This window comes from Pseudomonas sp. NFIX28 (genome assembly GCF_900107395.1).
Classification (GTDB): Bacteria; Pseudomonadota; Gammaproteobacteria; order Pseudomonadales; family Pseudomonadaceae; genus Aquipseudomonas.
Map to the genome: position 1 here is coordinate 401,274 of NZ_FNPW01000001.1, position 21,380 is coordinate 422,653.

At 64.6% G+C, this 21,380-nt stretch carries 18 protein-coding genes; 9 read left to right on the forward strand and 9 right to left on the reverse strand.

The window, feature by feature from the left end:
* Positions 1–205: 205 nt before the first annotated feature.
* On the reverse strand, positions 206–901 hold the full coding sequence (locus tag BLV20_RS01855) for a pirin family protein (RefSeq protein ID WP_092296162.1): 696 nt from the start codon (positions 899–901) through the stop codon (positions 206–208).
* Between the two features lie 306 nt (positions 902–1,207).
* Here BLV20_RS01855 and BLV20_RS01860 point away from each other — a divergent pair, with 306 nt between their 5' ends.
* Positions 1,208–3,667, forward strand: coding sequence for a UvrD-helicase domain-containing protein (locus tag BLV20_RS01860; protein ID WP_092296165.1), 2,460 nt, complete (start codon positions 1,208–1,210; stop codon positions 3,665–3,667).
* Positions 3,668–3,732: 65 nt separating this feature from the next.
* Here the strand turns inward: BLV20_RS01860 and BLV20_RS01865 are convergent, their stop codons facing one another.
* Positions 3,733–4,002 carry a DUF1652 domain-containing protein gene (locus BLV20_RS01865; RefSeq protein WP_092296169.1) on the reverse strand — a complete coding sequence of 90 codons (270 nt, stop codon included), beginning with the start codon at positions 4,000–4,002 and terminating at the stop codon, positions 3,733–3,735.
* A gap of 275 nt (positions 4,003–4,277) precedes the next feature.
* Between BLV20_RS01865 and BLV20_RS01870 the strand changes: the two genes are divergently transcribed.
* The 4 genes from BLV20_RS01870 to BLV20_RS01885 are packed head-to-tail and all read left to right on the forward strand — an operon-like array spanning position 4,278 to position 8,086.
* A complete protein-coding gene (locus BLV20_RS01870; protein ID WP_092296981.1) occupies positions 4,278–5,093 on the forward strand; it encodes a helix-turn-helix domain-containing protein in 816 nt (271 codons plus the stop codon).
* Positions 5,094–5,144: 51 nt separating this feature from the next.
* Positions 5,145–6,551, forward strand: coding sequence for an NAD(P)/FAD-dependent oxidoreductase (locus BLV20_RS01875; RefSeq protein ID WP_092296172.1), 1,407 nt, complete (start codon positions 5,145–5,147; stop codon positions 6,549–6,551).
* 51 nt (positions 6,552–6,602) lie between these two features.
* Positions 6,603–6,944, forward strand: a complete 342-nt coding sequence (locus BLV20_RS01880) for a cupin domain-containing protein (RefSeq protein WP_092296175.1) — start codon at positions 6,603–6,605, stop codon at positions 6,942–6,944.
* 47 nt (positions 6,945–6,991) lie between these two features.
* Positions 6,992–8,086, forward strand: a complete 1,095-nt coding sequence (locus tag BLV20_RS01885; RefSeq protein WP_092296178.1) for a polyamine ABC transporter substrate-binding protein — start codon at positions 6,992–6,994, stop codon at positions 8,084–8,086.
* 51 nt (positions 8,087–8,137) lie between these two features.
* Here the strand turns inward: BLV20_RS01885 and BLV20_RS01890 are convergent, their stop codons facing one another.
* The 6 genes from BLV20_RS01890 to BLV20_RS01915 form a co-directional block, all read right to left on the reverse strand.
* A complete protein-coding gene (locus BLV20_RS01890; RefSeq protein WP_092296181.1) occupies positions 8,138–9,340 on the reverse strand; it encodes an MFS transporter in 1,203 nt (400 codons plus the stop codon).
* Between the two features lie 244 nt (positions 9,341–9,584).
* On the reverse strand, positions 9,585–10,349 hold the full coding sequence (locus BLV20_RS01895) for an SDR family oxidoreductase (RefSeq protein ID WP_092296184.1): 765 nt from the start codon (positions 10,347–10,349) through the stop codon (positions 9,585–9,587).
* The gene (locus BLV20_RS01900) at positions 10,346–11,728 is read right to left on the reverse strand and encodes an aspartate aminotransferase family protein (protein WP_092296186.1); all 1,383 of its coding nucleotides are present in this window, start codon (positions 11,726–11,728) and stop codon (positions 10,346–10,348) included. Before BLV20_RS01900 ends, BLV20_RS01895 begins: the two co-directional genes overlap by 4 nt.
* Positions 11,729–12,118: 390 nt before the next feature.
* Positions 12,119–12,946 carry a molybdenum cofactor biosynthesis F family protein gene (locus BLV20_RS01905; RefSeq protein WP_092296189.1) on the reverse strand — a complete coding sequence of 276 codons (828 nt, stop codon included), beginning with the start codon at positions 12,944–12,946 and terminating at the stop codon, positions 12,119–12,121.
* A gap of 93 nt (positions 12,947–13,039) precedes the next feature.
* Positions 13,040–13,717, reverse strand: coding sequence for a helix-turn-helix transcriptional regulator (locus tag BLV20_RS01910; protein ID WP_092296192.1), 678 nt, complete (start codon positions 13,715–13,717; stop codon positions 13,040–13,042).
* 251 nt (positions 13,718–13,968) lie between these two features.
* Positions 13,969–15,300, reverse strand: coding sequence for an aspartate aminotransferase family protein (locus BLV20_RS01915; RefSeq protein WP_092296195.1), 1,332 nt, complete (start codon positions 15,298–15,300; stop codon positions 13,969–13,971).
* Between the two features lie 357 nt (positions 15,301–15,657).
* On the opposite strand from BLV20_RS01915, the gene BLV20_RS01920 reads away from it, so the two are divergent.
* The 4 genes from BLV20_RS01920 to feaR all read left to right on the forward strand — a co-directional run bounded on the left by BLV20_RS01920 (position 15,658) and on the right by feaR (position 20,539).
* Complete coding sequence (locus BLV20_RS01920) at positions 15,658–17,145, forward strand: aldehyde dehydrogenase family protein (RefSeq protein WP_092296198.1); 1,488 nt, start codon at positions 15,658–15,660, stop codon at positions 17,143–17,145.
* Between the two features lie 219 nt (positions 17,146–17,364).
* Positions 17,365–18,894 (forward strand): APC family permease, encoded by a 1,530-nt coding sequence (locus BLV20_RS01925; RefSeq protein ID WP_092296201.1) that lies wholly within the window; start codon positions 17,365–17,367, stop codon positions 18,892–18,894.
* The gene (locus BLV20_RS01930) at positions 18,860–19,453 is read left to right on the forward strand and encodes a DUF3156 family protein (RefSeq protein WP_092296204.1); all 594 of its coding nucleotides are present in this window, start codon (positions 18,860–18,862) and stop codon (positions 19,451–19,453) included. The genes BLV20_RS01925 and BLV20_RS01930 overlap by 35 nt, the downstream gene beginning before the upstream one ends.
* 147 nt (positions 19,454–19,600) lie before the next feature.
* Positions 19,601–20,539: a transcriptional regulator FeaR gene (feaR, locus tag BLV20_RS01935; protein ID WP_092296207.1), complete on the forward strand. Its 939-nt coding sequence runs from the start codon at positions 19,601–19,603 to the stop codon at positions 20,537–20,539.
* 31 nt (positions 20,540–20,570) lie between these two features.
* On the opposite strand, the gene BLV20_RS01940 is transcribed toward feaR, so the two are convergent.
* Entirely contained in the window at positions 20,571–21,374 is an 804-nt protein-coding gene (locus BLV20_RS01940; protein ID WP_092296210.1) for a helix-turn-helix transcriptional regulator, read from the reverse strand.
* Between the last annotated feature and the right edge of the window lie 6 nt (positions 21,375–21,380).

The window sequence follows — 21,380 nt, forward strand, 5'->3', positions numbered from 1 at the left end:
CGTTTCGCGGCAGACAAAAAAGGGGCGACCAGACGGTCGCCCCTTTTTTATCGTTACTGTGTCTTGTAGGAGCGAGGCTTGCCCGCGATGGCTCCCGTTTGAGCGACAACCATCTTCAACTGGAGCGGAGTCAGCTTCAGGGCTGCTTTGCAGCCCATCGCGAGCAAGCTTCGCTCCTACGGACGCGGAGCATTTTTTCGGTGCCTCAGGCCAGGTCCACCAAGACAATTTCGCTGTCCTCGAGGGCGGTGACGCGCAGCAGGCGTTCGTCCTGCACCGCGACACCGTCTCGAGCTTCGGCGCGCAAGCCATTGACTTCAATCACCCCGGTGGCCGGCACCAGGTAGGCGCGGCGTCCTTCGTCCAGAGCGTACTCGGCGGACTCGCCAGCCTTCAGGTTGGCCGCCACCAGGCGCGCATCGGCACGAATCCGCAGGCTCTGGTCATCACCTTGCTTGCCGCTGGCCAGGGTCACGAAACCTTCGCGCTGGCCTTTGGGAAACGGCTTGGCGCCCCAGGACGGCGCGGAGCCGGCTTCGTTGGGGATGATCCAGATCTGGAAGATCCTGGTTTCACCGGCCTCCAGGTTGTATTCGCTGTGGGCGATGCCGGTGCCCGCGCTCATCACCTGCACGTCGCCGGCCTCGGTCCGGCCCTTGTTGCCCAGGTTGTCCTGGTGGGTAATGGCGCCTTCACGAACGTAAGTGATGATCTCCATGTCCCGGTGCGGGTGCTGCGGAAAACCGGTGCCGGGGGCGATCACGTCGTCGTTCCACACCCGCAAGTTGCCCCAGTTCATGCGTTTGGGGTCGTAGTACTCGGCGAACGAAAAGTGGTGGTGGGCATCCAACCAGCCGTGATGGGCGCCGCCCAGGGATTTGAAGGGTCTGAGTTCAAGCATGATCGTCTCCTGTCAGGGTTCGTCATGGGCGTCTTGGTTGAGCCGCAGAACGAGACCAGTGGTTGATTGGCGCTCATCATCCATCAGCCAAACATCGATAAAAAGCGCAAAAAATGCCGTTATTCGATCAAGTAATTTGATGGGTTTGGGGTGGAGATTTCTACTTTCAAGCATTCAAATCATGGCTTAAGTCGATGACCTATAAGCATTTCACTAGCAGTCATCGACGAATGAGGCGACCATAGGCGCCGCATTTTTATCGTCGTTATTCCCCAGCAGTCATACCGCCACATACCTGGAGTCAGCGTGCCGCAACACAGCCCCGATCTTCCTCCCGAACTCTTGCCCCTGGCCGAAATGCCGCTGCTCAAGCGGTTGGCGGCCAGGTTCTTCGGTCACGGCCTGAGCCGCCTGCGCGCCCAGCATCGCGCATCCTGGCTGCATGGCCAGGCGGACGGTTTTCGTAGCGGGCATACCGCCGGGGTGGAATACGGCTACCAGGAAGGCAAGGCTGAGGGCCTGGAGCAGGGCCGCCAGGTGCTGCTGATTCGCGACAGCCGCTCTACCGAGCACCCGGCGCCCGGCGTCGACGACCAGTTGTTCGATGACTGGCGCCTGCCGTTGAGCGCCGAATTGAAGAAGCGCATCAAGACCGACGTCGCTCGCCTGCTGCCGGCCCACGCCCAGCCCAGCAGCGCGCAATGGAAAATGATTTTCAGCGAAACCCCGTCCACTTCGGTGATTGCCGGCGCCGGGGCGGGCAAGTCGACCTCCCTGGTCCTTCGCATCCTGCTGCTCAATCATTACCTGGGCTTCGAGCTCGACTCGATGACCGTGGTGACCTTCACCCGTGAGTCGCGCAAGGATTTCATCAATAAACTGATGGAGGTATTCGCGCTCTGGGGCCGTCCCCTGGGCCTCAAGCAGGCGCGGGAGCTGGTGCGCACCTTCCACTCGCGCATCCTGCCGATGGTCCGCAGCCTGCCAGGCTTCGAGCGCCTGCAGGCGTTCGAAAACCTCAGCGAACGCCCGGCGGCGGGGGATCTGGAGGTCGACAGCAACCCCTTCGACCTGCGGATCAACGACGCCCAGCGCAAGCACCTGAATGCCTGCTACCACGCCCTGCACCAGCGTGACGGGCGGTTTCGCGAGGCGATCAAGCCGTTGCTGCGCCATGCCCTGCAGCTCAAGGAGCTGGAGCGCGACCATCCGGACGTGCAAAAACGCATGGCCGTGACCGAGTTGGCCGCCAAGCGCGACGAGGAACTGTGCGACACCTTGGAAGACCTGTGGTTTCGCGCCGGTGCCTGGCCGATCAAGGGCATCGAGCCGAACCGGCAGACGGTCGAGATCAACGGTTCGCAGTTTCACTGCCATGGTTATGTCGCCGAGCTGGATGCCTGGGTGGTGCTGGGGTTCGACCCACGGGAAAACCCGCAACTGAGCCGCCCGGGCGCCAAGCTTTCGGTGCGCGCGGAATGGGCGGTTAAGCGCACCCTGTTTCAAGCTTTCTGTCGTAAGCCTATGATTTGGCTGGATAGTTACGATTCGGCAAAGCGAGTGCTGTCATCCCTGGCTGGCGATGCCAGTGCCGGGCCGGGCTTCGACTACAAGGTCAAGGGCGAGTTGGCTTCGGCGCCGCTGCTGGACTGTTTTGTCGCTGCGGCCGGGTTTATCGAGAACCTGGGGCTGGATGTATCGGCGGCCGTGGGCCAGATGATGTTTCCTCGAGACGATCCTGATCGCTATTTCTTCGAGGCCCTGAGTCTGTTCTGGCGAGCGCTGGATGATCATCTGCTCGACCAGTCGCCGCCGATCATGAGCTACAACCGCATGTTCGCGCTGTTCGGCGAGAACACCCCGGAGAACTTCAAGCTGCTCGGCGATGAACAGTTGCGGCCGATGTCGCACCTGATGATCGACGAATTCCAGGACGTTTCGCCGCAGATCGTCTCGTGGATCCGCGCCAGCCTGCGCGAGATCCGCAGCCGTGGGCCGGCGATGCATGTCGGGCGCGGGGCGCAGCGCTCCTCCTTGCTCTGCGTGGGGGATGACTGGCAGTCGATTTATGGCTGGCGTGGCAGTTCGCCGAAATTCTTCATGGAATTCAACAAGGAATTCCCATCGCCGGCTACCACCCGGGTGATGCTCAGCGAGAACTATCGCAGCCATCAGCACATCATCGACGCAGCGGAACATATCGTCCGCGCGGCGCCGGCGATTGCCGGAAAGAAGGCCAAGGCCAGCGGCGAACCCAAGGAAGCGCTGCCGGTGACTGTGCTGGATCGCGACGACCAGGGGCTGGCGGCGCGGTTGGCAGAGCATTACCGTAACGGCGATTCGATCTTGATGCTGTTTCGAAAAAGTAGCGATAAGTTATTGATAGAAGAACATATTTTACCAATAGTTAATGTTGATTCTAGATTGCCGGCCGAAGACCGGCGCCTCAAGCAACTGACCTACCACAGCTCCAAGGGCTTGCAGGCCGATGCGGTGTTCCTGCTGGGCGATTGCCAGCACCTGACCAGTTCACCCTACAAGAACCAGGTCTATCGCATGGCTGGGCTGGGCAAGGATGGCGATAGCGAGCCGTACGACACCGCACAGAAAGACGAAACCCTGCGCCTGGCCTATGTCGGCATCACCCGGGCGGTGAAGCATTGCTACTGGTATGTCGACAGCGCGGACACCCAGGCGGCCAATGCGCCCAAGGCATCGGACCGGATTCCCCAGGGCAAGCCGTTCTTCGCCGACCTGCGGGCATGAAAAAGCCCGCGCTACGGCGGGCTGGGGAAACAGGCTACGGGCCTGGGGCCAGGTAAACAGCGGCCCTAGGCTTTCAAGGCGAGTGGCGGCATGAAGGCCTCCAGCTCGTCTTCCACCGCTTCGATTATTCGTTCGACATCGGTGGCGTTCATCACCGTGGCGCAAGGGATGCCGGCAATGGCGATCATGGTCTCGCCACTGGCACGATCGAAGAGCCGGGCGATCATGCTGCCGGGTGCATCCATGCTGGCCTCGAAGCCCATGGGATGAAAATGCCAACGCATCAGTTGGCAGGCGTTCGGAAAGGTGACTTTACTGGCACAGACTCTATTCATGGATTGCCCACCTTGTTCATTGAGCGCTTCCTTGTGCTCGCGGTAGGTGTGGAAGGACCGTCTCTGGACCAACCTGTGGAGCTTTTAAAAATAGCACCGGGTTATGACAGCCATTGGGTTTTTTTCAGGCCGTTTGGCGATTGCCCTGCATTTTTTTGATGCAGGTCATTTTCGCCGGCGGTTTCGGCAAAACGCCAGTATCCGCGGCCATGCATTGGCCATTGAAGCGCTGGGCGAACTTCGGCAAGCTGCGCCTTTTCCTCCCCGAGCACCCTATGTCTGCCCCTGATGACGGCCCGGCGCAAACCCAGGCCACCGGCGAGACCGTGATGCGCTATCACCTGTGCTGGAAGCACCGCGACCTCGATGGCGTCATGGCGCTGTATCACCCGCAAATCCAGTACAACGACTTTTTCCAGAACCGCACCCTGGGCCTGGACGAGCTGCGCGAATACGTGCGCAACAGCATGCCGCGCGCGCCCGACGAAGCCCTGGAGCACAGCGACCGCATCCGCCTCGATGGCGATACCGCGTTCATTCAATACCAGGTGACCTTGCGTGGCGGGCAGGGCCTGGTGTCGTTTCGCGCCAGCGAGGCGATTACCGTGCGCGACGGCCTGATCTGGCGCGTCAACGAATACGCCTCGCTGGTGCGTGAAGCGGCGCCGGGCAAGGCCGGTGGCAGTACGCGGCCGGCGGCCAGCCGCCTGGGGCTGTCGCCGCGCCAGCTGAGCTTCATGGCCGATGACCTGCAACAGTACTTCGAGCGCCAGCAGCCGTACCTCGACCCCGAGCTGGACCTGCAGCGAGTGGCGAAGGAGTGTGGCTACAGCCGCAACCAGATTTCCTACCTGCTCAACCAGGTGCTGGGTCAGAGTTTCTACCGCTATGTGAACCAGGCGCGCCTGCAGCATCTGCTGGCGGCGCTGGACCAGGCGACGCCACCGGTACGTGTCGACGAGCTGGCGTTCGCCGCCGGCTTCAACTCGCTGTCGGCGTTCTACAGCTGTTTCCGTCAGCACACCGGCCTGTCGCCCAAGGCCTACGCCAAACAAATTTCTTTGCGTGCACGCGCGCAAGACAACCCCTGAACCCAGGCACTAGGATCGGCGCCATCGAAGTTCGGGTGGCGGAGTCCGTATATGCCAGCGTGGCGCAAAATCAGTTTGTGGATGGATCAGCTCGACGAGCCGCTGCTGGCCCGGCCGTCGCTGGAGCAAGACCTGGATGTCGATGTGGCGATCATCGGCGCCGGTTATACCGGGCTGTGGACCGCCTATTACCTCAAGCGCCTGGCGCCGACCCTGAGCATCGCCATCGTCGAAGCGCAGACCGCCGGCTTCGGGGCCTCCGGGCGCAACGGCGGCTGGCTGATGGGCAATCTGCTGGGCGAAGATCGGCTGCTGGCCGGGCTGGGCGCCGAACAGCGCCGCGCGGCATTCGATCTGCTGCACGGCATTCCCGATGAAGTGGCGATTGTCCTTGAGCGTGAAGGTATCGACTGCGATTACCGCAAGGGCGGGGTGCTGTACTGCGCGGCGCGCTACCCCGAGCAGGAGGTCAACCAGCGCCGCTACCTGGACAAGCTCTACAGCCAGGGCCTCGACGAACGCGACTACCGCTGGCTGAACCCCGAACAACTGGCGCAGCAGATCCGCCTGGCCAAGCCTTACGGCGGCATCTACGCGCCCCATTGCGCGACCATCCAGCCGGCCCGGCTGGTGCGGGGCCTGGCGCGCGCCGTCGAGCGCCTGGGCGTGGCGATCTACGAAAACAGCGCCGTGACTCACTGGCAATCCGGCAGCCTGCAAACCGCCAAGGCCAGCGTGCGGTGCCGCTGGCTGGTACCGGCGGTGGAAGGGTATGCAGTGACCCTGCCGCCGCTGGGCCGTTACCAGCTGCCGGTGCAAAGCCTGCTGGTGGCCACCGAGCCCTTGCCGGCTGCGACCTGGGACGAGATCGGCCTGAGCCAGGGCCAGGCGTTCAGCGAAAGCAGCCGCCAGGTGACCTACGGCCAGCGCACCGCGGATAACCGCCTGGTGTTCGGCGCCCGTGGCGGCTACCAGTTCGCCGGCAAGCTGCGCCATGACTTCGACCTGACCCGCAGCGAAGTCGAGCTGCGGCGCTACCTGTTCAGCGAACTTTTCCCGCAGCTGAAAGACGTACGGATTACCCATTCCTGGGGCGGCAACCTGGGGATGTCCCGGCACTTTCGGCCGCACATGCTCTGCGACCGCCGGCGCGGCATCGCGCTGTCTGGCGGCTACGGCGGCGAAGGCGTGGGCGCCAGCAACCTGGGCGGGCGGACCCTGGCGGACCTGATCCTCGAACGCGACAGCGAACTGACCCGCCAACCCTGGGTGATCCCCGAGGGTGGCCTCGACGCCTTGCGCGCCTGGGAGCCGGAGCCATGTCGCTGGCTGGGCTACAACGCGATCATTCGCAGCTTCGTCCATGAAGACCAGAGCCTGGCCAACCCAAGCACACCGCCCTGGCGCCGGCGGCTGGCCAGCCAAGTGGCGGGGTTCATGGAAGGCCTGATGCACTAAGCGTTTTTTTGCAGCGGTTTACAGCGGTTTTTTCCATCGACAGGTAGCGCCATGAGCATCACTCAATTCAAGAACACCGCCCACGCCAACCTCGAGCAATCGGCTCCGGTGGCCATGCCCCTGGGCAGCCCGGTCGCCGTGACCTCGGTGACCTGCGTCGAACGCAGCGACGGCGTCGAAACCGGCATCTGGGAATGCACGCCCGGGCGCTGGCGGCGGCAGATCGTCGCCCAGGAGTTCTGCCATTTCATCCAGGGGCGCTGCACCTTCACCCCGGACAACGGCGAACCGCTACTTATAGAAGCCGGCGATGCACTGATGTTGCCGGCCAACAGCACCGGGACCTGGGACATCCAGCAAACCGTGCGCAAGACCTACGTGCTGATTTTCTGATCCCTTGATTGCCTGCCAATAAAAACAACCCACACAGGAATCGCCCCATGATCCGTAACAAACCGGCTTTATCGCTGTGCGCGCCCTTGCTGCTGGTGGCTTCAATCAGCCAGGCGGCGGAGACCGTGAAGATCTACAACTGGTCGAGCTACATCGCCCCGGACACCCTGAAGAACTTTCAGAAGGAAACCGGCATCGGCTTCAGCTACGACGTCTACGACAGCAACGAAACCCTGGACGGCAAGCTGATGACCGGCCGTTCCGGCTATGACGTGGTATTTCCCTCCAACCACTTCATGGCCCGGCAGATCCAGGGCGGGGCGCTGAAGAAACTCGACAAGAGCCAGCTGCCGAACTGGAAGAACCTCAACCCGGTGCTGCTCAAGGCGTTGCAGACCAACGACCCGGGCAACGAGCACGGCTTCCCGTACCTGTGGGGCAGCACCGGGATCGGCTACAACGTGGCCAAGGTCAAGGCAGTGCTGGGCGATAACGCGCCGGTGGATTCCTGGGACCTGATCTTCAAGCCCGAATACATGCAGAAGCTGCAGAAGTGCGGGGTGGCGATCCTCGACAATGGCCCCGAGCTGCTGCCAGCGGCGCTCAACTACCTGGGCCTGCCGCACCACAGCAAGAACCCTGAGGACTACAAGAAGGCCGAAGCGCTGCTGCTGAAGATCCGGCCTTATGTCAGCTACTTCCATTCCTCCAAATACACCGGCGACCTGGCCAACGGCGATATCTGCGTGGCGGTGGGCTTCTCCGGCGACGTTTTGCAAGCCGATAGCCGGGCCAAGGAAGCCAAGAACGGCGTGGAAATCGGCTACGCGATTCCCAAGGAAGGCGCGCCGATCTGGTTCGACATGGTGGCCATGCCCAACGATGCGCCGGACGAAAAGGCCGGTTATGCCTACATGAACTACCTGCTGCGCCCGCAGGTGATGGCCGAGATCACCAATCACGTGCACTACGCCAACGGCAACGAGCAGGCCGACAGCCTGATCGACCCGGCCATCAAGAGCGACACCAAGGTCTACCCGAGCCCGGACATGATGGGCAAGCTGTTCGCCCTGGAAGCCATGCCGCTGAACATCGACCGGATCCGCACCCGCGTGTGGAACAAGATCCGCACCGGCAGCTGAGGCAGTACCACCGCTCCCCGATCTGGCGACCGCCGTCGGGGAGCGGCGTTTTTATTGCTTTATCTTCAGGCGCATCGCCAGCGCCACCCCCAGCACTGCGGCAGCCAGCACCAGCGCCGCCGGGGCGGACCAGCCGGCATAGGCGACGGCGGCGCTCAGGGCGATGGGCGCGAGCACCTGGCCCAGATAGTTGCCTTGCATCACCAGGCCCAGGCATAGCGGGATCAGCGCGGGCTCCGGAGAGGTCAGCGAGGTGCTGGCGAGAAGGGTGGCGGGCAGCATGCCGGCCACTGCGCAAAAGACGAAACACAAAGGGATTACCAGGCCGGTCGGCGTGATCGAAAGAAAGATCCCCATCCCGAAAAGCCCCATGACGCTACTGGTGCCGGCGAGCAGGGCTTGTGGGCGGACGCCCCGTGACAGCAGCAGGCCGGCGCTGATGTTGCCGACGATATTGACCGCCACCACCGCGGCGCTGACCAGCCCGGCGTTGGCGATCGACAGCCCGACCCGCTGCATCAGGAACACGGGCAGGAAGGCCATCACCGCGAAGAACTGCAGGTTGTAGGCGGTGAAAATCAGCGCCATCAACAGCGGTTGGCGGGCGCGCAGCACGCCGCTCAGCGAGTGGCGCAAAGCGGATTGCGTCTGGCGGCGCAGCGCCAGCGGGTCCCTGGGCGTGGTCAGCGGCAACAGCAGCGCCGCCAGCAGGGTCAAGGCCGCGCCGGCGATCCAGCTCTGTTGCCAGCCGCCCAGCAGCGGCCCGATAAGCATCGAGGTGCCGATACCGAACGCCATGAAGGTGCTCCAGATGCCGAACACCAGGTGGCGTTTATGCGCTGGGACCAAGCGATTGAGCACCGCCGGCGCCGCGACTACCACGATGACGAAGCCCAGCCCTTCGACAAAACGCGTGGCCAGCAGCCCGTGGAAGTCGTGCAGGCTGGAGCCCAGCGCGCTGGCGGCGCACATGATCAGCAAGCCGAGGGCCAACAGGTAGCGGTCACCCCAGCGCTGCACGAGGATGCCGGCGGCGATGCCACCGAACACCCCGACAAAGGGGAATGCCGACATGACCCAGCTCAGGGACTCCAGGGGCCGGCCGAATGCCTGCTGCAGCTGCGGCAGGGCGATGGTGGCCTTGCCGATATGCAGCGCCGCGGCAATGCCGGCGAACAGCACGTTGAACACCGCGGGCCAATACCCGGTATCGGCGACGGCGTAGCTGAGGGTGTCGGGCTTGGTTGAGGTCATGGGCTTCTCCGAAAGCAGGCGGGCGGGCGAGGATCGCCGGGGTGAGGCGCGCCAATGGGTCGGAGCCGACTCTAAAAGTTAAAGTTAACTTCAAGTCAATCGGTAAAAACGCGATGCGGCGTTCTACCCATTTGCACCATTGAGCCGTTGATCTCGCTGGACGAAGGGGCCAGGCGAACGGTGCTGTCGGGGTTGGCGTGCCGGCGCCCGGTCGGGCGCCGTGGGTGAGGGCAGGCGCCTGCCGTCAGATGAACTGCAGATTTTCCGGCAACAGGGCGCCGCCATCGACGATCAAGGTTTGCCCGGTGATATAGCCGGCCTGCTCGGAGGCGAAGAACAGCATGGCGTGGGCGATGTCCTGTGGCCTGCCCAGGCGCTTGAGCGGAATGCTCGCGGCCAGGGCCGGAGAGTCGCCGAGGTTGGCCATGGCCTGGGTGGCGATCAGCCCGGGCTCGACGCCGTTGACAGTGATCCGGTGTTCGGCCAGCTCCAGGGCCGCCGCGCGGATGAAACCATTGACCCCGGCCTTGGACGCGGCGTAGTGCGACAGCCCGGGAATTGCCGTGCGCGGACCGGTCACCGAGGAGGTGATGACGATGCGCGGGTGCTCGGCCCGGCATAACGCCGGCAGCGCCGCCTGGGTCAGCCAGAAACAGCTCTTGAGGTTCACCGCCAGGGTCGTTTCCAGGGTTTCGTCCCTCAGGTCGCAGAGGTTCTCCATCGGAAACACCGCGGCGTTGTGGATCAACAGGTCCAGCCCGCCAAAGGTCCTGAGCGTGGCGGCCACCGCCTGGTTGGCCGCGGCCCGGGCGTTCAGGTCCACCACCAGCAGCTCGGCGCTGCCGCCGGCTTCGCGGATCAGGCGCAGGGTTTCACTGCCCGAAGCCTCGCTGCGGGTGGCGAGCATCACCTTGGCGCCCTGGGCGGCGAAGACTTGCGCGATGGCGCGGCCAATGCCCTGGCCGGAGCCGGTGATCAGGGCAACACGGCCGCTGAGATCAAGCGTCATGGGTTTTCTCCTCGGGTGACGGTGTCCAGGCATTCGTCCAGCAGGCGGTTGTGCAGGTCGACGTCCTCGGCAGTGGCGGCCGGGCACAGCAGCGCCATGTTGTGGAAGGGCGTCAGCAGCACGCCGCGGTTGAGCAGGTAGAGATGCAGATAAGCCTCGATCAGGCCATGACGGGCATGGTGGGCTTCGCCGCCGTTGCGCGGCGCGTGGTCCATGAACAGGTATTCGACCCGGGCGCCGATCCGTGTCACGTGCCAGGGCAGGCGATGCTTGGCGATCAGCGCCTGGACCCCGGTCCGCAGGCGCTCGGCCAGGGCAATCATGTGCGCGTAGTTGGCCGCGCTCATGACCTCGCTGAAGGTGGCGCGCATGGCCGCCATCTGCAGGGCGTTGCCGGCCAGGGTGCCGCCGAAGCCGAAATGGTTGATCGCCTGGCCGGGCTGGAAATGCGGCAGCACCTGCCAGATGCGTTCGGCCATGGCCTGGCTGGCGCCCCACACGGCGGTCGGGATGCCACCGGCGATGCATTTGCCGAGCACGAAGAAGTCCGGCTGCAGGCCGTGTTCGCCGCTGTAGCCGGCGGGGCCGCAGGAGATGGTGTGGGTTTCGTCGATGATCAGCGGCACCTCGAAACGCCGGGTCAGCTCGCGCAGGCCGTCGTGGAAGCCGGGGGCGGGCGGGACCATGCCGACGTTGGTCATGAAGGGTTCGCTCAGCACCGCGGCCACGTCGCCGTGGGCCAGCGCCGCCTCCAGCGCCGGCAGGTCGTTGAACTCCACCAGGCGGGTGGTGGCGTCGTGGCGCAGGCCATTGGCGTGCACGCCTTCGCGGGGAATCATCTGGCCGCCGGCGTCGAACTCGACCTGGGACTCATCGACGCTGCCGTGGTAATTGCAGTTGAACACCAGCACTTTCTCCCGGCCGGTGATCATCCGGCACAGGCGCAGCACAAAGCGATTGGCGTCGGTGGCCGAGGTGGTGACCTGCCAGAACGGCAGGCCGAAGCGCCGCACCAGTTCCTGGCCGACCCACAGGCTGTCGGCGGTCGGCAGCATCAGGGTCGAGCCGTGCCGGGCCTGATGCGCGATGGCCTCGGCCACGGCGGGCTGGCCATGGCCGAACATGGCGCCGGTGTCGCCCAGGGCGAAGTCGACGTAGCGGTTGCCGTCGCAGTCGGTCAACGTCGCGCCCTGGGCGTCGGCCACCAGGATCGGGTACAGCCCCGGCCATTGCTGCATCCAGTGCAGCGGCGCGCCGTAGAGCCAGTGCTTGAGGTTCTGCCGGTAGAAATCGGCAGAACGCGGGTGACGTTCGGCGAACAGTTGCAGTTCGGATTGGTAACAACGGGCGACGCGGTCGAGGTTGAGGCCGAGGGTCATGGTCGAAGTCCTTGATAGCCAAGCGTTGGAATGAACATCACGTACGGCCCTGCGGCAGCGGAGCAAGGCCGGCATGCGGTGTAGCCGCTGCCGAGCAACGCGAGGCTGCGACCGGCCACGCAGTGGCCGCCAAACCTGAACCCGCGGTGTGTCAGGCACAACGCATTGTCCGGATCGCGCCCGCTGCGCGGTCGATCGCAGCCTGCGGCAGCGGCTACAGGGAACGCGGTGTTTGTAGCCGCTGCCGAGCCCGCGAGGCTGCGTACGGCAACGCAGTTGCCGCAAAACCTGGATTCGCGATCTGCCTGAAACATAGTGGCATCAGGTTTTGCGCCCGCTACGCGGTCGTTCGCAGCCTCGCTGTCGCTCGGCAGCGGCTACAGGTCGGCATCAGGTGTAAACGGTGCGGTTCAGCACCCGGGCGAGGGCGCCCACCGGGAAGTTGCTGGGCGTGGCGAAATCGCTGCCCTGGTAGCCGAAGATCTTGCCGTCGGTCTTGCCCGCGTGCAGATCGATCAACACCAGGCCCAGGGTCGGCACGATCTTTTCGCGCCAGACGAACAGGTACAGCTGCTCGGCGAGCTTGTAGTAATGGCAACGATCGGTGTCCGCCAGGCCTTGCTCGACGCCCTGGAGGCACTGCCAGCTGTAGAAGTTCGAGTTCAGGTAAACATGCTCGTAGGCCTCGGTGGCGCTGTAGATGTACTGGTTGCGCAGACCGACCAGCTCGTCGCTCGGCGCGTGTTGCGCGCTGCTGGCGGTCAGTGGCGTGTCGATGCTGCCGTGCAGGAACTGCGCCTTGACGCTGGTCAGCTCGCGGCCGGACAGGGCGCGGCTGAACAGATCGTCCCGGGTTTCGGCCTGGCTCGGCATCTGCCCGATGACCGCGGTGAAGATGTTCTGCGTGAGGTCGAGGATCAGGTTTACCGAGTGGATCTGCTCGTTCTCTAACTTGAGAAAGTCCACTAGATAAATTCCGGAACGTATTGAAGTACAACGGTAATTTTCCTCGCCGCGCGCTTGGTTTTCAGCGTCCTGCCAGTGCAGCGATTGTGCGCCGAAGCGGTGTTCGATCCGCCAGCCGTTGGCGAAATGCAGGGTCAGGCTGCGGCCGTTGAGCTCATCCAGGCCGGGCAGGATGTGGTTGTCGGCGGCAAAGCCTTCGGCCAGGGCGCCAACGGTAATCCATTCGGGTTGCAGGTGCGGATCTCGACTCATGAAGGGCGGCTCTTGTCTGCTGGAGAAGAACCTCATGTTCGTCGCGCAAGCCGTTGTTGCCCATCAACCGAAGGGTTGAGGCGCGGCGGTTTTTTACAGGAACAGCGCGCTCACCAGCTCGGTGCGGTTGTTCACCCCGACCTTGCGGAACAGGTTGACCAGGTGGGTCTTGACCGTCGGCAGCCCCAGCGCCAACTGCTGGGCGATGATCTTGTTGCAGGCACCGTCGCGCAGCAGTAAGGCGATCTGCCGTTCCCGCGGCGTCAGGGCACCCAGGCGTTCGTCGTGGTGCGAATAGGGCGCCTGGGCGGCGATTTCCAACAGGCCTTGCAGGGCCTGCAGGGTGTTCAATTCGTCGGGCTGGAACGGGCCCAGGCTGGCATCGCGCAGCAGCGACAGGCCGGCGATCGGGCGGCCATCGGTATTGCGCGCCAGGACCTCCACCACATCCAGCACCCCGTGGCGTTGCAGGAAGCCTTGATACACCTCGGTTTCGTGCCGGCCCTGCTGGGCCATGCCCATGCGTAGCGACAGCACGGGGTTGCCCGCCGCCACGCAGTTGCGCGGTCGCAGCGGGTCGAAATGCCGATAGCGTTGCAGGTAGGCCTCATGCATCTGCGGGCTCATGTGGTACAGCGAGAAATGCTCGGCCTGCAGGTGCGCGTCGATGCGGTAGAAGGCACCCAGGGTCGCCGGCACCACTCGGGTAAAGGCGCTGATGCAGCGCAAGTCAAGCTGTTGGGCATCCGGCAGGGCGGTTGGTGTATGCATGGGACGACTCCCTCTTCATGAACGGCCGGTAAAGAGGGGCGTAACCCTCTGATACCACGGTGTTTCAGGTAGATCGCGAATCCCGTTTTTGCGGCAACTGCGTTGCCGTACGCAGCCTCGCGGGCTCGGCAGCGGCTACAAACACCAGCCGCTGCCGCAGGCTGCGAAAAGCCCCGCAGGGGCTTGCCGCGATCACGCAGGTCGCGCTGGTATCGGTTCCAGCGCGGTCCAGGCTTCAAGGCGGCGCCGGCTCAACGGGCCTGGGTGAAGCCCTGCTCCAGGGCGTGGATGATGGCGTCGATCTGCTGCGGCTGGATCACCAGCGGCGGCGACAGGATGATCTTGGTCCCCACCGGACGCACCATCACCCCGTTGTCGCGGGCGATCTGCGCCACCTGGTTGGCATAGCCGCCCATGGGGTCGATCGGCTCGCGGGTGGTTTTGTCGGCCACCAGGTCGAGGGCGATCATCAGGCCTTTGCCGCGCACTTCACCGACGCTGTCGAAGCGCTCGGCGAACGGCAGCAGCTTGTTCAGCATGTAGTCGCCCATCTTCGCGGCGTTGGCCGGCAGGTCTTCCTTGACCACGATGTCGAGGCTGGCCAGGGCCGCCGCGCAGGCCACCGGGTGCCCGGAGTAGGTGTAGCCGTGCATGATCGCGCCGGTGAAGTTGGCGTTCCTGCTGAACGCCGACTCGATGCGCTCGTTGACCACCGTGGCGCCCAGCGGGATGTAGCCGGAGGTGATGCCCTTGGCCAGGCACATGATGTCGGGTTTCACGCCCCACAGGCGGCTGCCGAACATCGAGCCGCTGCGGCCGAAACCGGTCACCACTTCGTCGGCGATCAGCAGCACGCCGTATTTGTCGCAGACTTCGCGGATCAGCGGCCAGTAGTTGGCCGGCGGTACGATCACGCCGCCGGCGCCCTGGATCGGCTCGGCGATAAAGGCCGCGACGGTGTCGGGGCTCTGGAACTGGATTTCCCGTTCCAGCAGGTCGGCGCAGATCTTGCCGAGCTCTTCCGGGTCCTGGCTGTAGGGGTTGCGGTACAGCCACGGGGTATCGACGTGGAAACAGCCGGGCAGCAGCGGTTCGTAGTTGCGCCGGAACACGGTGTTGCCGTTGACCGAGGCGCCGCCGAAGTGGGTGCCGTGGTAGCCCTGGCGCAGCGAGATGAACTTGGTGCGGTCGGCCTGGCCTTCGAGTTTCCAGTACTGGCGGGCCAGTTTCAGCGCGGTCTCGATGGCATCCGAGCCGCCGGAACTGAAGGCGACGCGGCGCATACCTTCCGGTTCCAGCAGGTTCATCACCACCCGCGACAGCTCTTCGGCGCGCGGATGGCTGACGCCGTCGAACAGCTGGAAGTATTCCAGTTCGTCCAGCTGGGCGGTGATCGCCGCCTTCACTTCCTTGCGGTTGTGGCCGACGTTGACGTTCCACAACCCGGCGACGCCATCCACCAGTTGGTGGCCCTGGTCGTCGTACACGTAGCAGCCATCGCCGCGGACAATGCGGATCGGCTCGCGTTGTTGCATTTCGTTGGGGTGCAGCATGGGATGCCAGAAGCGGCTTGGTTCGCTCACGTTGAATCTCCTGAAAACGCACGGACAGCGTGGGACATAGTAGTGCGCCCTTCACCGCGCGGATGCTTGCCTCTGCGTGCCAGATTCTTGATCGCCGCTGCCAGGCGGATGACCCCGTCCCTGTAGGAGCGAGGCTTGCCCGCGATGACGGCGGCCCGGACGGCGATGTATCGCAGATGGAATGCGGCGGCTGGATTGGGGCTGCTGCGCAGCCCATCGCGGGCAAGCCTCGCTCCTACGGTTCGTGGGGGGGGGCTGGCAGCCAGCGGCAAGTTTTGCGGCAGCCAGAATCAAGACGGCCCCAGGCTTTGCCCTCAGAGTGGATCCCGTACCCGTCCATTTGCTTGAGGATTCCAAATGAGCCTTGCCATCGACCCACGTGTCGCCGCCTTTATCGACTGCCAGCATGGCCTGTTGATCGACGGCCGCAGCCAGCCGGCGCTGTCCGGCGCGCAGATGCCGGTGTTCAACCCGGCCACCGGCGAAGAACTGACCCGCGTCGCCGCCGGTGCCGACGCCGATATCGACCTGGCCGTGGCCGCCGCGCGACGGGCCTTCGAGGGGCCCTGGGCGGCGCAGCGCCCGGCGGATCGCGAGCGCCTGCTGCTGAAACTGGCCGACCTGCTGGAAACCCATGGTGAGGAGCTGGCGCAACTGGAAACCCTCAACAACGGCCAGTCGATCCACCTGGCCCGGGCCCTGGAAGTCGGTGCCGCCGCCGAGTTCACCCGCTACATGGCAGGCTGGGCGACCAAGATCGAAGGCAAGAGCCTGGACCTGTCCATCGCCGCCGTTCCCGGCGCCCGTTACCGCGCCTATACCGTGCCGGAGCCGGTGGGGGTGGTCGGGGCTATCGTGCCGTGGAATTTCCCCTTGCTGATGGCCATCTGGAAAATCGTCCCGGCCCTGGCCTGCGGCTGCACCGTGGTGCTCAAGCCCGCCGACGAGACCCCGCTGACCGCCTTGCGCCTGGGCCAGTTGTGCCTGGACGCCGGGATCGCCCCCGGGGTGGTCAATGTGGTCACCGGCAGTGGCGCCCAGGCCGGTGCGGCCCTGGCCGCGCACAAAGGCATCGACAAGCTGGCCTTCACCGGCTCGACGCAGATCGGCAAGGTCATCGGCCATGCGGCGGTGGACAACATGACCCGGTTTTCCCTGGAGCTGGGCGGCAAGTCGCCGGTGATCGTGCTCGATGACTGCGACCCGCAGGCCGCGGCCGCCGGCGCCGCCGGGGCGATCTTCTTCAACCAGGGCCAGGTCTGCACCGCCGGTTCGCGCCTGTATATCCAGCGAGCGATCTTCGACCTGGTGCTGGAGCGCCTGGCGGCCATCGCCGGTTCGCTGAGCATCGGCCCCGGGCTGGACGAGCAGGCGCAGATCAACCCGCTGATTTCCGCCAGGCAGCAGAAGCGCGTGCTGGACATGATCGGCCAGGGCGTGGCCGACGGCGCCCGGGTGCTGTGCGGTGGGGGCGCCTATGGCGAGCAGGGCTTCTACGTGCGCCCGACGGTATTGGCCGATGTGCACGCGGGCATGCAGGTGGTGCGCGAGGAAATCTTCGGCCCGGTGGTGGTGGCCACGCCTTTCGACGAGATCGACGAGGTGGTGGCGCTGGCCAACGACAATCAATACGGGCTGGGCGCAAGCATCTGGTCCAACGACCTGGCAAAAGTCATGGACCTGATCCCGCGGATCAAGGCCGGCACGGTCTGGGTCAACACCCACAACATGCTCGATCCGTCGATGCCGTTTGGCGGCTACAAGCAATCGGGCATCGGCCGCGAAATGGGCCACGCGGCGATCGAGGCGTATACCGAGAACAAGTCGGTGTGCATCGCCTATTGACCTGTAGCCGCTGCCGCAGGCTGCGATAAGGTCCGCAGGACCTTCAGCGACCTTAAGTACGCCACGGCCGTTCCGGCCGATCGCAGCCTGCGGCAGCGGCTACAGTCGGACCCGGTCGTCCGGCCCCAGGCTGCGCAGACAGCCGAGCAGCAAGCACGCCCGGCGTGCCCTTGAAATGCCTAGAACAACAACATCCCCATGCTTTCGAGGTCCAGCACCATGTCTTTCAACGACAGACTTACCCGACACCTGAGCCAGGGCGTGGTCGGTTTTCCCACGGCCCTGGCCAGCGCCGTCGGCCTGATCATGGCCAGCCCGGTGATCCTTACCGCCACCACCGGCTTCGGCATCGGCGGCGGGGCGTTCGCCGTGGCCATGCTGATCGCGATGCTGATGATGCTCGCGCAATCGACGACCTTCGCCGAAGCGGCCTGCATGATTCCCACCAACGGCTCGGTGTACGACTACCTGGCCTGTGGCCTGGGGCGTTTTTTCGCGATCACCGGGACCATTTCCGCCTACCTGATCGTGCACGTGTTCGCCGGCACCGCGGAAACCATCCTCAGCGGCATCATGGCGCTGGTGAACTTCGAGTCCCTCAACACCCTGCTCGAACAGAGCGGCAGCGCCTGGCTGGTGGGTGTCGGGCTGGTGATCTTCTTCGGCCTGCTGAACGCCATTGGCATCACCGCGTTCAGCCGCGCCGAGGTGATCTTGACCTTCGGCATGTGGACCACCCTGATCATCTTCGGCGTGGTCGGGGTGTTCAAGGCGCCGGCGGTGGAGCTGGGCGGCTGGTTCGGCGAGTCGATGGTCGGCACCGACCTGGCCACCATCCTCTCGCTGGTGGGCATGGCCATGTTCATGTTCGTCGGCTGCGAGTTCGTCACGCCGCTGACGCCGGAGGTGCGCAAGGCGGCGAAAACCATTCCGCGGGCCATGGCCCTGGGGCTGGTGGGCGTGGCCACCTGCATGTTCATCTATGGCGCGGCAATGAAGCGCCAGGTGGCGAACACCCCGCTGAACGCGGATGGCAGCGTGCACTTGCTGGACACGCCCATGGCCATCCCGCAGTTCGCCGAGCAGGTGATGGGGCCTTACGGGCGGATTTGGCTGGGTGTCGGCCTGCTGTTTGCCGGGGCGGCGACCATCAATACGCTGATGGCCGGGCTGCCGCGCATCCTCTACGGCATGGCCCTGGATGGCGCGCTGCCCAAGGTATTCACCTACCTGCACCCGCGTTTCAAGACGCCGCTGCCGTGCATCGCCGTGGCGGTGCTGATCCCGTGCCTGCACGCCTGGTGGCTGGGCGGCAGCACCGACAACATCATGCATCTGGTGCTGGCCGCGGTCTGTGCCTGGAGCACCGCCTATCTGCTGGTGACCCTGTCGGTGGTGGTGCTGCGCATCCGCCGTCCGGACCTGCCGCGGGCCTACAAGTCGCCGTTGTTCCCGCTGCCACAGATCGTCTCGTCCATCGGCATCATCCTGGGCATGTGGTTTATCACGCCGCCGGGCATGAACCCGCGGGACATCTACGTGCCTTTCGGCAGCATGCTCGGCCTGACGGCGGTCTACGCGCTGGTCTGGACCCTGTTCGTGCAGAAGGTCAACCCGTTCCGCCCGGTGCCGGTGGAAGAGGTGCTGGCGCAGGCCTTCAGCCTGGAACCCACTCCTGATACCCGCGCGCAGAACCTGCCTGGAGCCACGCCCGATGAGCCCTACAAGCTGGCGACAAAACCTCTCTGAGTTCTGGCACCGGCCACCCGCCGGCTACCGCCCGGGGGCGACCCTGAACCAGCTGCGGCGTGACCTGCCGGGGTTCGACTGGGCACCCCAGGCACCCGGGCTGGCGCACTTTACCTGGGCCGAAGCAGGCCTGGACTTCGAGGTCCAGGAGCTGCCGCAGGCACAGTTCCTGATGCACCTGGTGGTCTGCGAGTTTCGCCTGCGCGTTCCCGCTTTGCCGGGGCCGCAGGCGCGCATCGACATTCGCCACACCGGGGCGATCCGTCGCCAGGGCGTCGCCGCCGCCCTGAAGCAAGGAGTGAAGGAGCAGTGGGTAGGGCTGCTGCAGCAATTGCAGAGCGATCCGCAGCTGCTGGCGGCGTTGCTGCCGCTGGACTTCAAGCGCCTGCAATTGCAGCGCGACGCGCAGGGCTGGCGGGTGTGCCTGGAGCATTTCGGCGCCAGCGAGGTGGTCAACCGGCTGCCCGGGTTCCGCCGCTATATCCGCTTGAGCAACGAGCAGCGAGCTGCCTTGCTGGCCGCTTTCGCGCGCCTGCAGGCATTGTTGAGCGATCACTGAACCTTCCCGCGAGTGCTGGCATAACCCGTGCTTAGGCCATAACGGACTATCGATTGCGCCGCGCTTTATTGCCCGGCAAATAGATAACATGTTAATGATATCGCCATAACAACAAAGGCGGTCTCAGCCGGCTTCTGGAGGTGCACAGTGCTTGCTTCGCATAGTTTCGGTTCCTGGGTGGGGGCATTGCAGGGCGTTTGCGGTCGGTTCGACGCTCGCCAGGCGCTGAATTCGGCGTTGTTCATCGGTGAAGTCGGCTTGCGCGACTACGCCGGCCTCGAGGTGGCGCAGATACGCACCAATGCCGGACTGATCTCGCGCAGAAGCACCAGCGTCGATCATGAAGACGATCGCCACTGCTTCCTGATCATGCAGCGCAGCGGCCATGCCCAGCTCAGCCAGGGCGGCGAGCGCATCGAACTGGCCCCGGGAGAAATGGCCCTGCTGGACTCGGCCGGGGCCTGCGAAATCGTCCCGCACGGCTTGATCGAACATGCCTCCCTGCACCTGTCCCGCAACGAGGTGTATCGCCATCTGCCGGCGCAGCAGCGCAAGTTCGGCAAGCTCTCGCAGCAATGCGCCAGTGGCCGGCTGATACGCCTGCTGGTGGAGCAGATCTGCGGCGACGACCTGCAAGGCTGCGTTGCCCAGCAGGAAGGCCAGGCGCTGCAGGAAGCGCTGATCGCCTTGCTTGGCCCGACTCTGCGCCAGGCGCCCGGGCCGAGCCTCGATGGCTACGACAGCCAGCACGGCGGTTGCCTGCGCAGCCAGGCCCGGCAGTTGATCAACCAGTCCCTCAACGAGCCCGGCCTGACGCCGGTGTCACTGGCCAGCCAGATGAACATCTCGGTGCGCCAGCTGTATCGGTTGTTCGAAGAGCAGGGCGACAGCGTCTGCCGCTTCATCCAGCGCGCGCGCCTCGAGCGCAGCGCCGCCGACCTGGGCAACCCGCGCCTGCGCCACGAGTCGATCACCGACATTGCCTTCAAATGGGGGTTCACCGACTCGGCGCATTTCAGCCGCACCTTCAAGAAGCATTTCGAGCAATCGCCCAGGGACTACCGGGCCCGCTCGCTGAACGGCTAGGGGCGAGCCTGGCGCGGCGCAAGGATTGGTCTCAAGGGTTTTCCAGGTCATGCCCCAGGGACTGGATAAACAGCGAAAACAGTTCCGGCTGCGAGGAAATGTCCAGCTTGGCGTAGAGGTGGCGCCGGTGCACCTTGATGGTCTCCGGCGAGATCTTCAGCCTCTCGGCCATGGCCTTGGAGGAAAACCCGCGGAGGATCAGCCGGGCAATTTCCACTTCCCGATCCGACAGCACGCCACAGCCGAAATGGCTCAGGGCATCACGGATCTGGCTGGCCATTTCTTCCGTGGCGGCTGGCTGCGGGCGCTGGTTGCTTTGCTGCCAGTGTTGCTGCATCAGCGGCAGGACCCAGGCCGAGAAGGTGGTGAGTTGGCCGATTTCCTCGGCGCTGAACGGCCGCTGCATGCCCAGCGACAGCGACAGGGTGCCGGCCTGGGGAATCTGCAGGATGAATTGCAGTTCGTCCTCCAGCACGTTGTCGTGGAAGTAGCTGGAAAAGTACTCGGTCTGCCGGAAATGGTCCGGCGCCACTTCCTCCAGGCGGTACAGGCCGCTGGGGTATCCCTCGCGACAGGCCTGGAAAAACGGGTCCAGCAAGTACAAGCCGTTGAGGTAGATGAGCATCGACGCCGGCTTGTCCGAAGGCTCGGCATCGTATTCCTCGAGAGCGATGGGCAGGCCGTTGCTCGGGTAGAAGATTGCCAGGGCGTTATCGAACGGCAAGGCCTGGTGCAGCAACAGCACCAGCTGTTTCCAGAAACGCTCACCGCCGATCTGCGAGAGGGTGCGCCCGAGTCCGGCATGCATGCCGATTTCCCTGAACAGAGTGATCAAATAGGT